The 11957-nt window shown below is 48.3% G+C and carries 12 protein-coding genes; 6 read left to right on the top strand and 6 right to left on the bottom strand.

The features are described from left to right. Positions 1 to 67: 67 nt before the first annotated feature. The 3 genes from menC (at position 68) to BSQ33_RS21795 (ending at position 2744) form a co-directional block, all read left to right on the top strand. Positions 68 to 1051 (top strand): o-succinylbenzoate synthase, encoded by a 984-nt coding sequence (gene menC, locus BSQ33_RS03355; protein ID WP_021018877.1) that lies wholly within the window; start codon positions 68 to 70, stop codon positions 1049 to 1051. Continuing rightward, a complete protein-coding gene (gene menE / locus BSQ33_RS03350; RefSeq protein ID WP_088133257.1) occupies positions 1051 to 2496 on the top strand; it encodes an o-succinylbenzoate--CoA ligase in 1446 nt (481 codons plus the stop codon). The genes menC and menE overlap by 1 nt, the downstream gene beginning before the upstream one ends. An 80-nt stretch (positions 2497 to 2576) precedes the next feature. Continuing rightward, positions 2577 to 2744, top strand: a complete 168-nt coding sequence (locus BSQ33_RS21795; protein ID WP_198298144.1) for a hypothetical protein — start codon at positions 2577 to 2579, stop codon at positions 2742 to 2744. A 42-nt stretch (positions 2745 to 2786) separates the two neighbouring features. On the opposite strand, the gene BSQ33_RS03345 is transcribed toward BSQ33_RS21795, so the two are convergent. The 3 genes from BSQ33_RS03345 to BSQ33_RS03335 form a co-directional block, all read right to left on the bottom strand. Next, the gene (locus BSQ33_RS03345; protein WP_088133256.1) at positions 2787 to 3779 is read right to left on the bottom strand and encodes a YeiH family protein; all 993 of its coding nucleotides are present in this window, start codon (positions 3777 to 3779) and stop codon (positions 2787 to 2789) included. 97 nt (positions 3780 to 3876) lie between these two features. Further along, positions 3877 to 5748 (bottom strand): MFS transporter, encoded by a 1872-nt coding sequence (locus tag BSQ33_RS03340; protein ID WP_088133255.1) that lies wholly within the window; start codon positions 5746 to 5748, stop codon positions 3877 to 3879. A gap of 55 nt (positions 5749 to 5803) precedes the next feature. Next, the gene (locus BSQ33_RS03335) at positions 5804 to 6394 is read right to left on the bottom strand and encodes a TetR/AcrR family transcriptional regulator (RefSeq protein ID WP_021018882.1); all 591 of its coding nucleotides are present in this window, start codon (positions 6392 to 6394) and stop codon (positions 5804 to 5806) included. 158 nt (positions 6395 to 6552) lie between these two features. On the opposite strand from BSQ33_RS03335, the gene BSQ33_RS03330 reads away from it, so the two are divergent. Together BSQ33_RS03330 and BSQ33_RS03325 are read left to right on the top strand one after the other, a co-directional pair. Further along, positions 6553 to 7416, top strand: coding sequence for a Tim44 domain-containing protein (locus BSQ33_RS03330; RefSeq protein WP_021018883.1), 864 nt, complete (start codon positions 6553 to 6555; stop codon positions 7414 to 7416). 258 nt (positions 7417 to 7674) lie between these two features. After that, a complete protein-coding gene (locus BSQ33_RS03325; protein ID WP_021018884.1) occupies positions 7675 to 8217 on the top strand; it encodes a serine O-acetyltransferase in 543 nt (180 codons plus the stop codon). Positions 8218 to 8314: 97 nt separating this feature from the next. On the opposite strand, the gene BSQ33_RS03320 is transcribed toward BSQ33_RS03325, so the two are convergent. Together BSQ33_RS03320 and BSQ33_RS03315 are read right to left on the bottom strand one after the other, a co-directional pair. Continuing rightward, complete coding sequence (locus tag BSQ33_RS03320) at positions 8315 to 8881, bottom strand: hydrolase (protein WP_198298143.1); 567 nt, start codon at positions 8879 to 8881, stop codon at positions 8315 to 8317. Between the two features lie 29 nt (positions 8882 to 8910). Continuing rightward, complete coding sequence (locus BSQ33_RS03315) at positions 8911 to 10029, bottom strand: PLP-dependent cysteine synthase family protein (protein ID WP_088133253.1); 1119 nt, start codon at positions 10027 to 10029, stop codon at positions 8911 to 8913. Between the two features lie 140 nt (positions 10030 to 10169). On the opposite strand from BSQ33_RS03315, the gene BSQ33_RS03310 reads away from it, so the two are divergent. Then, entirely contained in the window at positions 10170 to 10631 is a 462-nt protein-coding gene (locus tag BSQ33_RS03310; protein ID WP_021018887.1) for an Lrp/AsnC family transcriptional regulator, read from the top strand. A 370-nt stretch (positions 10632 to 11001) separates the two neighbouring features. Here BSQ33_RS03310 and tesB read toward each other — a convergent pair whose 3' ends face one another. Then, positions 11002 to 11910, bottom strand: coding sequence for an acyl-CoA thioesterase II (gene tesB / locus BSQ33_RS03305; protein WP_088133252.1), 909 nt, complete (start codon positions 11908 to 11910; stop codon positions 11002 to 11004). Positions 11911 to 11957 lie beyond the last annotated feature (47 nt).

The raw sequence follows: 11957 nt of genomic DNA, 5'->3' as shown, positions 1-11957 counted from the left end.
AATGATTGAAATAAGATGTCTGGTGGTGATTGAACCCCCGGACATCGGGTCAAGAGGATCAGTGAAAATGCGTAGTGCAAAACTGTACCGCTATCGATTACCGATGGATAGCGGCGTGATTCTTCGCAACGAGAAGCTTCTGGAACGAGAAGGCTTCATCGTAGAAATGCATGAGCAGAATCAGGTAGGCCGGGGTGAAATCGCACCATTAGTTGGATTCAGCCGGGAATCTTCAACGGAAGCTGGTGTACAGCTTCAAGAGCAACTGGCACGCTGGTGTCGCGGTGAAGGAATTGACTATTCGTCATTATATCCATCCGTGGCGTTTGGTTTGTCTGCCGCAGAAGCCGAGTTATCCGGTGAACTACCACAAGCAGGGCATTATTTTGCAGCGCCCTTATGTATCGGTGACCCGGATGAGTTGATCGAGCGTCTTCAGGAATTGCCGAAAAAAGTCGCCAAAGTCAAAGTCGGTTGGTATGAGCCGATCCGTGACGGTCTGGTGGTGAATCTGTTGCTGGAAAGCATTCCTGAGTTATCACTGCGATTGGATGTCAATCGTGGCTGGACACCAGAGCAAGCGGCCAAATTTGCCAGTAAAATTTCACATTCTTATCGGCAGCGCATCGCCTATATCGAAGAACCGTGTGCAGCACCGAGCGATAGCATTGCCTTTGCGATTAATACCGGGATCGCGATTGCGTGGGATGAAACCTTACAAGAATCATTGCATGATCCCGATTTCAGTCTGGAAGACCTGACCGGTGTCAAAGCACTGATCATCAAACCGACGCTGATTGGTTCGATTGAACGCTGCCGTTACTTGATCGAAAAGGCCAGAGCTCTGGGAATGCAACCGGTAATCAGTTCCAGCATTGAGTCGAGCTTCGGCTTGTGTCAATTGGCACGACTGTCACGCTGGCTGATACCGGATGAAGTGCCGGGACTTGATACCGTCGGTCTGTTTCAGCAACAGTTGGTCGCCGCGTGGCCGGGATGTGACTTACCCGTTGTTGCGCTGGAAAGTCAGGAACTGATCTGGACGTCTTGATGATCAATGATGCCCCTGACCCGAACGCCCCGTGGCTGCGCTGGGCAATTGAACGGCCGACAGCCATTGCGCTGAAAGTCGCGCAGCAAACTTATACGTGGCAAGCGGTGGCTGAGAAAGTTGCCGCCATTGCAGCAGCACTACAGCAACAAGGCGTCGCTGCCGACGATATCGTCACATTGGTCGGCAAGAACCATCCCGATGCCGTCTGGGTGTTTCTGGCGAGGTTACATGCCGGGGCGTTGAGTGCCTTGTTGCCGCCACAGCCGACTGCCATGTTGCAGCGTAAACTGGAGACGATCTATCGTCCGAGTCAAACCATGTGGCTGTTCTGTGCCGATCCCAGTGAGGCTGCAGCATTGCAGATGCAGTTGCCGGACTGTCGCATGGTTGATTGTCAGCCCGCTCCCAGTGTCGTTAAGCCCGCCAACTACCATCCTGAGCAATTGAGCTCATTAATCTTTACTTCCGGTTCGACCGGTGAGCCAAAGGCGGTTGCCCATACGTCTCGCCAGCATTTCGCCTCTGCGCAGGGGTTGTTATCTCAGTTTCATTTCTCCGCCAGTGACACTTGGTTATTGAGTCTGCCTGTTTATCATGTGTCCGGGTTGTCGATTATTTATCGCTGGTTACGAGCGGGCGCTTGTCTGCGGATCGGACGCATTGAAGATTGTGATATGACCGATGTGACCCATGCTTCGCTGGTGCCGACTCAGTTACAGCGACTGCTAGATCAACCGATTCCTCACGCACTGACACATGTGTTGCTCGGTGGGAGCCATATTCCGCCGGAACTTGCCCATCGAGCAGCTGCGCTCGGCATTGAAACATGGCTGGGGTATGGCATGACGGAAGCGGCATCAACGGTTACTGCCAAACGTGTCGATGGTCGCGAGAGTTGTGGCAGCGTATTGCCTTTGCGTCAGGTGAGAATTGACCACGAACGGATTTATATCAGCGGTGACACGCTGGCTTGCGGTTATTATCGCCAGGGGACGCTGACACCGCTGTGTGACGATTCCGGCTGGTTCGACAGCAAGGACATGGGGTATTGGCATGCACAAGAACTTCATGTCACCGGTCGGGTTGATAATCTGTTTATCTCCGGTGGAGAGAACATCCATTGCGAAGAAATTGAAGCGGTTTTGGTCCGACATCCGCAGATTGATATTGCAGTGGTGGTACCTGTTGCTGATGCAACCTATGGGGCGCGTCCGGTCGCGGTGATTGGGTGTGAACAGGGTTGGCAGTCGATGGGCGCAGACATCCATGCGTGGCTTGAGGGACGGTTGGAGAAATTTAAATGGCCGGATGATTATTACCGATTGCCTGAATATTTTTATATGGAAGGCCGTACGCAAGGGATTAAAATTTCTCGTGCTGCGGTCAAAACGTGGCTGAATGCTGAAATCAAGATGTGCTGCGATCCAGACAAGCAGTTATGAGTTAGTCCAAAACAGAATTTTGGTTTGATATGCCTTTTCGTCATAATTAACCCAGTTTAATTAACTAAAAGGCATACCTAATGAAAAAAGGGCTTATGATTGCGACCATTATCATTCAGCTTTTCGTGGCCGTGCTGACCAGCGGTGCGACTCGGTCACTGGCTGAGTTAACTGCATTTTTGTTGATTGTTGCACTGTTTCTGGAACGCGCTCCCCGATCGTCATCCCGTCAAACCTCTTCGCTGTAAATCTGGCACCGTGTGCGTGTCTCACGATGCCAGTCAGCTGACTCACTGAGCGAGCATGATCCAACTCAGTGATGATACCGAGATAAGCACCCATAAACCGACGCCGAAAAGTAACGGTCTCGGACCTGCCTGACGTAACTTACTCAATGACAGACTACAACCAATCAAAAACAGACAAATGACTAAGGTCTGTTTCGCCAGCGCAAAGATGCCATGATAAATGGCGGAGAATTGCGGGAACTGATCATGAAAAACAATCGCAGCACAATAGAACAAAATGAAGTAAGGAATAGTGATTTTTCGTGATTCGCTACGAAATAAAAAGGTACTGACGAATGTCACCGGAATAATCCAGAGAGCACGAGCCAGTTTTAACGTTGTTGCGGTTTTGAGTGCTGTTTCTCCATAAGCAGATGCCGCACCGACGACGGAAGACGTATCATGAATGGCAATGGCAGCCCAGGTGCCGAATGTTTCCTGACTCATATTGAGCAGATGACCAATGGCCGGGAAAATAAATAAAGCCAGTGAATTGAGGACAAAAATCGTCCCCAGTGCGAGACCAATCTGGTCATCATCTGCATCGATGGCGGGTGCAACAGCAGCAATGGCACTCCCACCGCAAATCGCAGTCCCTGAGGCAATCAGATAACCGGTTTTACGCATCAGTCCAACCCGGACACTGACAAACCAGCCGATCAGCAAGGTCGTGAACAAGCTGGCAACGATTAACCCCAAACCATGTGTTGTGACGGTCAGTGCCGTTTGCAGCGGAATACCGAATCCGAGGCCGATTATCGAATAAGCGAGGAGCTTTTTAGTGATTTTGGCTAAAGGAATCCCTTGCGGAACCATGCCCAACGTGGTCAGAAAAAAACCGATGACCAGTGCTGTAGGCGAGGTGATATAAGCGGTCGTACAGGCCAGTAATCCAAGTACAAACGGAATGTTTTTGATCTGACAAGCATTTTTGAGCGCGTCAGAGGTTTCGCATGAAAAAGTACGGCTGAACAAACGACGGAATAAAGGGGCCATGTCGATACCACGGTCAGAAAATAGAACGCCATTCTAACGGAAATAAACGATCAGTCAGTTTGAATGTCTTTAACTTTCATTCAATAAAACTGAACAACTACCGCCATGCCCCTCTTAACTGCGCAACGTGTTGCTGTAACTGCTCACTGCTGGTGTCGGTCGCAACGATTGGCGGTGCCGCTTCTACTTCAATCTTGGCTCTGAAGCGTTGGGGGAACCCACGACAAGCACGGCCGCGGTGACGACTGAAATAACTGCCCCACATTCCTTTCAGTGCCATCGGAATGATCGGAGCGCTGGTGTGTTGAATAATGTGGTCCAGACCGCGTAGAAATGGCCCGATTTCACCGTCTGACGAAAGGCGTCCTTCAGGAAAAATACAGACCAGCTCTCCTTGTTGAAGTGCCTGTTCAATCTGGACAAACGCTTTGCGAATCGTTTTGCCGTGTGAAGCACAGATCGGGATAACGCCTGCACGATTCAAGACTGGCCGAATCAGCGGCACAGTGGTGTAATCGGCTTCCATCACAAAGCGGATCAAGCGCGGTGAAGCGGCACTGAGAATCAGCGCGTCCAGATACGTAACGTGGTTACAGATAATCAGAGCACCTCCTTGCGGCGGGAGATGATGCAGATTGCGGTAACGAACGCGGTAGCATAGCTTTGCCAGACATGCCAGCACGAAACGTAGTGTCTCAATCGGTCGCTTGTACAGTAAATAAACGGCAACGCCCAGATTGATCAGCGAGAGTAACAAAAACAGCTCGGGGATTGACCATTGCAGCAATGACAGGACGACAATAGCTAAAATCGCGCTGATGACCATAAACAGTGCGTTGTAGATATTGAGGGCTGCAATCACTTGAGCACGTTGGTCCGGATGGGCGCGTTGTTGCAATAACGTGTATAAGGGGACGATAAACATCCCACCGGAGACGCCCAGTAATAATAGACTCACAAAGAGCGGCCACAGCCCGGTGTGGGTAATAAAGGTTGTAAAGTCCATCGTGTGGGGGAGTGCGTCCGGCACGCCGTCGGCCAAACCGTAACCAAAGAGTGAGATTCCCAAGCAGGCCAGTGGCACAAGTCCGAGTTCAATACGATGGCGTGAAAGACGGTCACATAGGAGTGAGCCGAGTGCAATACCTACGGAGAACAGCGTCAACAGCCAAGAGACCGCGCCTTCGTTGCCGTGGAGGAAATCGCGTGTGAAGTTGGGAAACTGGGTCAGATACGTCGCTCCCATAAACCAGAACCAGCTGATGATCAGAATGGTCCGGTGGATCACGGGATCCTGTTTGGCAATCCGCAGCGTGTTACGTGTCTGTGAGATAGGACGCCACTGAAACCGTTGACTCGGCGCGGTTGCCGGGGCATTGGGAATGTAGCAACTTGCCAGATAGCCGCACAGGGCGACGATCACGACGGCTCCCGCCGCGATGTATTCTGCGCTCGGGGTTGAAGCTATCACACCGGCCAGTAAGGTGCCCAGCAAGATGGCTAAAAACGTTCCGGTTTCAACCAGCGCATTGCCGCTCATCAGTTCATCTGGTTTGAGTTGTTGTGGCAGTAAAGCATATTTGACCGGGCCGAATAAGGCAGACTGCGTCCCCATCAGAAAAAGCAGCAAGAGCAGAATAAGATAACTATGGGTGATGAATCCGATAGCGGCCAGACTCATGATGACCACTTCTAACATCTTAATTTTTCGGATCAGTTGGCTTTTTTCCAGTTGATCCGCAAGCACACCGGAAGATGCAGAAAATAAAAAGAAAGGCAGAATAAATAAACCGGCCGCGAGATTAATAAACAGAGTGCTTGAAATCGCCAGTTGTCCGGCACTGCTGAATGCAACAAACAACAACAGGGTATTTTTAAACACATTGTCGTTAAACGCCCCGAAAAACTGGGTGATAAAATAAGGCAAAAAACGCCGGGAAGAGAGCAGTGATGAAGTCGTATGAGACATGGGAGCATCCTTTTTACCCAGTGCGATTGAGTTAACGCTATTCTGGCGGGTTTGGTTACCAAGCCTTGAGATAATGAGTCAGTAGATTATGAATCAGTTCATTGCCATCAATTGGTGAGGAAGCAAAGAATTTATCATCGACACTCAGTAACGTGATGCCGTGGACACCGGCCCACAATACACGACTGGTGGTGGTAATCTCTTCTGCTGAACGTTGTGGTGCCAACTGTTGTAAGAGGGTTTCCAGTATGTCTGTCATGTGATCGATTCTTTGAGTCTGCCATTCGGGCAGATCTTCGCCATTCATATTGTGTTCAAAAATCAGTTGCCAGCGGAAGGTATGGCGTTGGGCAAAATCGTGATAGCAGTAGGCGAGCTGAAACAAGGCGTCGCGGTGATCGGTACTCTGACCGACGGCTTGTCGGGCGTCTTCAATCAGCTCATCGAGTGTTTGAGCGACAGCGTGTAATAACAGGAGGTTATAGTTACCGAACACATTGACTAATGTACTGGGGACATACCCAATCATAGCAGCGACTTTGCGTAAGCTCAGCTCATGATAGGAGTGATTGGTTAGAAATGTTTTGACATGTTCCAATGTCAGTTGAATGAGCTCTTCTCGCGTGTGATCGTTTCTTCTGGCCATGATCTGTAATCGTTAATGAACAACGTTCAATATATTATTGTTCCCTTGTCTGAGCGTCAATCAAAGCCTGCAATATTCTGATACATGTACAGTGTTTCTTTGGCGAGAGGGAGTGTCTATGATACTTGTGATCCCTTTTGACAAAATACAGGATAGACATGAAACGTTTTTTATCGTTGATGACTCTAATCATTGTTTCAGTGGCGGTCATGCCGGTTGCTGATGCAAAAAAATTCGGTGGTGGTCGCTCTTTAGGCAATAGCTTCAAAACAGCGCCAGCATCAAAGCAACAGTACAGCAACACCAACACACAGAACAATAAGGCAGGGCAGACTCAAAATGCCGGACGCAAAGGACTGATGGGGGGACTCATGGGTGGTTTGCTGGCTGGTGGTCTGTTAGCAGCCTTCTTTGGTGGTGCTTTCGAAGGTATCCAGTTCATGGATATCCTGATTATCGGGTTAGTGGCGTATTTTATCTTCAAACTATTGCGCGGGGTGCTGGCGGCCAAGCAGGGCAGTATGAATCAGCAGCAACCGGCATTTGGCGGAAACGCTCATCGACAGTCTCATGTGCACAGCTTTGAACAACCTGATTATGCCGCAGGTGGTCGTGGATTTGGTGCCGATGCTGCCAGCGATGTACCACACCGTTATCCGCCAGAGTTTGACCGGACGGCCTTTCTCAATGGTGCCCGGGAACACTATCGCATCTTGCAGGGGGCATGGAATCACAATGAGTTAGACACCATTCGTGAATATGTTTCTGTCAGTTTGTTTGAAGACTTGAAAGCAGAACGGGAGAAGCTTATCGGTGAGCAACATACTGATGTGATGTATGTCGACGCTGAATTTGTCCGGGCTGACTACGATGCAAACCGCGCCCAGTTAAGCTTACAATTCTCAGGGCGTTACCGTGATGCGGTAGAAGGCACTGAAGAAGAGATTCAGGATATCTGGCATCTTGAACGGGACTTAACCGTGCCGAATGCACCTTGGCTGATTGTCGGTATTCAAGGTTAATTATCGACCAGCTAGCTTGTTGATTGATAGAAACCAGTTGATTGATAAAAACAAGTTGTTCGATAAAAAATGCCTCCGTTTGCGGAGGCATTTTTCTGTTCAACGGACGGCCAGTTTAACCATTATCCCTTTGTTGAATCGATAATGAACAATGATCTCATACCTACTATTTTAGGTGAATTATAGAAAGGTATATACTATAGCCGCTCGCCTTGAAAGGTAGTTTCACTATGATAGATAGAAGGTAAATTGTTATATATGAAGTTCATTCAATTGTTTTTTCGTTGGCTAACAACTCAACATCCAGAAAAACGAATACGCTACAATGTTCAGCTCATGTTGTTTTGTCAAGGAAAGGGCCAGAAAAGGCTAAGAAAATATTTTCAGCGGAAAATATATTACAATCATTCGTGTGACATTAGTTGTACTTCAAAAATAGATAAATCCGTCACTTTTCATCATCCATTGGGGATAATTATAGGTGATAAAGCAGTGATTAGTGAGAACGTCAGAATATATCAACAAGTCACGATTGGTTCAAAAATGGTTGGTAACGAAATGCCAGTTATCAAGGAGAACGTGAAGATTTACGCTGGAGCAAAGTTGCTTGGTGGTATTACTATTGGTGCGGGCTCGATTATTGGAGCAAATTCAACAATAACCAAGTCTGTACCGGAGCGACATCTGGCTGTTGGATATAATCGTATTATCCCGTTAGATGAAGAGCTGACCGTTCAAGCTGTTTCAAATAATGAAGTTGTTTTAAATAATAAGGCAACAGATGCCGCCTTATTATTGTGAAAGACTCATTGGTATTCTTAGAAGCAAAGCGAGAACCTCGTGATTTAATACTATATCGATCAAATCAGCTAATCATTCTCCTTGATAAGAACATTATTTAAGCGAAGTGCAGGACATCACCGCTAGGTAGAACCCGGGCCAGTCGCGGGAAAATGGTTTCAAAAGCCATGTGGTGAAATTCAGCCGAGAATGAGCTACAAGCATTTTCGATGGTGATCATGTTATATCCGAGCTCCCAACCGTGACGCAGGGTTGATTCCACACCCATATTGGTGGCGATACCAACGACAACAAGATGACGAATCCCACGTCTGCGGAGCTGCATATCCAGCTCTGTTCCGGTAAATGCGCCCCATTGCCGTTTGGTGATCCGTAAATCACCGTCTTGAACCACGCCATCAGCCAGTGTCATCCAGTGCGCCATTGCGTCCGGTGCCGGTGTCGGTTCATCAACCACGCCGGGTGGGTAATCCTGTTGGTCGGCAGACCAACCGACATTGACGCCGACAACTGTTGCACCGTGCTGGCGAAAACGCGCTGCCAGAGATTGACACCGGGTTAGTATGTCATCTGAGGGATGTGGATAGCGTTGCGGTGCGAGTATGCCATGTTGTAAATCGATCAGAATCAATGCGGTTTCATGAGGATTCAATGTCAGCATCATAGTTTCCTTGAATGAATGAGAATCAGAGATTACGCCCCAGCCTGTAATTCAGGTTGAGGTGTGATCTTGGATTGCTGATCCGCAGAAAAATTCCCATTTCGTTCAAATGAATCCAGTTGTGTCAGATAAGGTGTGATATCACCGAAATGTTGACGCACCCAAGCTGGATTGTAATAGCAGTCCAGATAGCGTTCACCATCATCACACCACAGTGTGACGAGAGAGCCGCTTTCACCGTTACGTTGCATTTTCTGGGCGAGTTTGAGTGTCGCATAGAGGTTAGTCCCTGTTGACGGACCAGCTTTACGGCCGGTTTGTTTTTCCAGCCAATAAATGGTTGCGATACTGGCAGCATCAGGGACAGCCATCATGGTGTCGATTACACCGGGAATAAAGCTAGGCTCCACTCTGGGGCGGCCAATCCCTTCAATCCGGCTACTGTGTTGGCAAGTCAGTTGGGCATTATTGTGGACAAATGCATCGTAAAAGACGGAGTTTTCACAATCCGCTACACACAGTTGGGTTGGATATTGGCGGTAATGAATATGGCGTCCCAGCGTGGCAGAGGTGCCGCCGGTACCGGCTGACATCACCAGCCAGCTTGGTAGCGGGAAACGTTCTTGGGCCATCTGATCAAAAATCGCATGCGCGACATTATCGCTGCCACGCCAGTCAGATGCCCGCTCTGCATAGGTGAACTGGTCGATATAGTATCCATTGAGTGTCTCAGCCAGTTGTCGGGCTGCCGGATAAATATCACCAGCACGATCGACAAAGTGGGCCTGGCCTCCATATTGTTCGATCAGCTCAATTTTCTTACGCGCAGTGGTTCGTGGCATAACGGCATAGAACGGCAGGCCCAGCATCCGGGCAAAATAGGCTTCGGAGATGGCAGTACTACCGGAAGAGGATTCAATAATCGGCGTATCCGGTCCGATCAATCCATTGGTTAAAGCATACAAAAATAGTGATCGCGCCAAACGGTGTTTCAGTGAACCGGTCGGGTGGCGGCTTTCATCTTTGAGGTAAATATCGATGTTCTGCAAACCGGGGACAGGCAGTTTGATGAGCGGCGTCTCTGGGTGATGGGCTTCTTCGGCCATAATTTGATGAATTGCCTGCTTAATCCAACCATGATTACTGGACATATGAATACTTCCTCTAAGCGGATAAGATGAATGAACGACTAGAATAAAAATAACCGTATTCTGAGAGAAAAAGGTTTCATTTTTTACTGTTTATTGGCTAAATAGTAGAAAAATTTTCTCTCAAGTTGAGGTTGTGGAGTATGCAGTTGGATAAAACCGATAAACACTTACTGCGACTGTTACAGCAGAATGCGGATTGGTCTTTGAATGAACTTGCCGAGGCGGTTCATCTGACAACGACACCATGCTGGAAACGGTTAAAGAAGCTTGAAGAAATGGGTGTGATTCACAAGCGAGTCGCATTGCTGGATCCGGAAAAACTGGGATTAAACTTCACAGCCTACGTGATGCTCAAAACCAGTAATCACTCGCATGAGTGGTATGTCCGTTTTGTTGAAATTGCCTCAGAGTTTCCTGAAGTGATGGAGTTTTACCGGATGGCGGGGGAGTACGACTATATGATGAAAGTTGTGGTGAAAGATATGCGTTGCTTTGATGAATTTTACAAACAGCTGGTCAATCGTGTTGAAGGATTGAGTGATGTGACCTCAACCTTTGCGATGGAGTCACTGAAATATACCACGGAGCTGCCCTTATCATGAATGGTGATAAATGATCATGACGATGCTGAAGATTCGGTGAGTAAGCATGATCAACCATCATGGCCTGTCAACATTGGAAAACTTGTGGGCAGGCCATTTTAGTGTGAGAGCGGTCAGTTAACCAAATGCTCATTCACTCAATAACAATTAACCAAATAACAATGTAATCAAGACAATAGCGGCAAACAAAACGCCAATATATTTCAAGAAGAGACTCACATTTTTACTCCCTCCCGGTGGGGGGGTATTACAACATCCCATGCTGACCTCCGGTGCTCATGGTGAAGACATCCGTATCATAAAGCTTCCCCTTGGGGGAAAGTAAAGTCTGTCGTCATAAACTCTTTTATCTGGATGTGATGGCGTTCAATTAAGTGTTATTGGATTGATCACTGTCATCGGATTGCTTTGGACTGGCGTGATCGAGAAAGCGCATCACACCTTCTTGTACCGCACTGGCAACCAAATCACCTTGCTGATTGTAGATTTCACCCCGTACCAATCCACGGCCATAGGTAGCACTCGGACTCTCAATCACAAACAATAGCCACTCATCCATATTGAACGGGCGGTGATACCACATCGAGTGGTCAATGGTTGCGACTTGAAATCCCGGTGTCATCATCGTGACAGCATGTGGCTGCAATGCTGTGATCAAAAAGCCCCAGTCAGAGGCGTAGGCGAGCAGGTATTGATGGAGCAATTGATCACTCGGTAACTTGCTGTTAGCCCGGATCCACAGATACTGCTTGGGTTCGATTTTTTCCGGCTTGAACGGGTTCACCACATGCACCGGACGAATTTCAATCGGTTTCTCTCGACAAAACATCTTCTTGGCAGGTTCGGAGATGCGATGGGCAATTTGATTCATCAACTCAGTTTCAGAAGCATAATTTTCCGGACCGGGAATGTCAGGCATCGTGTTTTGGTGTTCGAAGCCGGTTCCTTCACCGTGGTATGACGCGGTCAGATAAAAAATCGGTCGGCCATTTTGAATCGCTTTCACGCGTCGGGTACTGAAATTACGCCCGTCTCTGAGCTTTTCTACATCATAAACAATCGGTTTTTCCGGATCACCCGGATGAAGAAAGTAGCTATGAAATGAATGGACTGTCCGCTCAGGATCGACGGTATAGCGGGCAGCAGAGAGCGCCTGACCGATCACTTGTCCACCATAAACCTGAGGTAACCCGAGATGTTCACTGTTGCCCCGGTAGAGTCCTTCCTCTAGTTTTTCTAATTGTAAAAGTTCGAGTAAATTATTGAGAGCTTCGCTCATACTACCTCACTATGTTATTTACACACCGACATCAGACGCTGTTACAA

It is taken from the genome of Vibrio gazogenes, assembly GCF_002196515.1.
Lineage (GTDB): Bacteria > Pseudomonadota > Gammaproteobacteria > Enterobacterales > Vibrionaceae > Vibrio > Vibrio gazogenes_A.
This window is presented reverse-complemented; position numbering and strand designations above follow the sequence as displayed.

Bases quoted from the DNA above. Each gene is read 5' to 3' on its own strand.
- menC (WP_021018877.1), top strand. From the start codon at position 68: ATGCGTAGTGCAAAACTGTACCGCTATCGATTACCGATGGATAGCGGC.
- menE (WP_088133257.1), top strand. From the start codon at position 1,051: ATGATCAATGATGCCCCTGACCCGAACGCCCCGTGGCTGCGCTGGGCA.
- BSQ33_RS21795 (WP_198298144.1), top strand. From the start codon at position 2,577: ATGAAAAAAGGGCTTATGATTGCGACCATTATCATTCAGCTTTTCGTG.
- BSQ33_RS03345 (WP_088133256.1), bottom strand. From the start codon at position 3,779: ATGGCCCCTTTATTCCGTCGTTTGTTCAGCCGTACTTTTTCATGCGAA.
- BSQ33_RS03340 (WP_088133255.1), bottom strand. From the start codon at position 5,748: ATGTCTCATACGACTTCATCACTGCTCTCTTCCCGGCGTTTTTTGCCT.
- BSQ33_RS03335 (WP_021018882.1), bottom strand. From the start codon at position 6,394: ATGGCCAGAAGAAACGATCACACGCGAGAAGAGCTCATTCAACTGACA.
- BSQ33_RS03330 (WP_021018883.1), top strand. From the start codon at position 6,553: ATGAAACGTTTTTTATCGTTGATGACTCTAATCATTGTTTCAGTGGCG.
- BSQ33_RS03325 (WP_021018884.1), top strand. From the start codon at position 7,675: ATGAAGTTCATTCAATTGTTTTTTCGTTGGCTAACAACTCAACATCCA.
- BSQ33_RS03320 (WP_198298143.1), bottom strand. From the start codon at position 8,881: ATGATGCTGACATTGAATCCTCATGAAACCGCATTGATTCTGATCGAT.
- BSQ33_RS03315 (WP_088133253.1), bottom strand. From the start codon at position 10,029: ATGTCCAGTAATCATGGTTGGATTAAGCAGGCAATTCATCAAATTATG.
- BSQ33_RS03310 (WP_021018887.1), top strand. From the start codon at position 10,170: ATGCAGTTGGATAAAACCGATAAACACTTACTGCGACTGTTACAGCAG.
- tesB (WP_088133252.1), bottom strand. From the start codon at position 11,910: ATGAGCGAAGCTCTCAATAATTTACTCGAACTTTTACAATTAGAAAAA.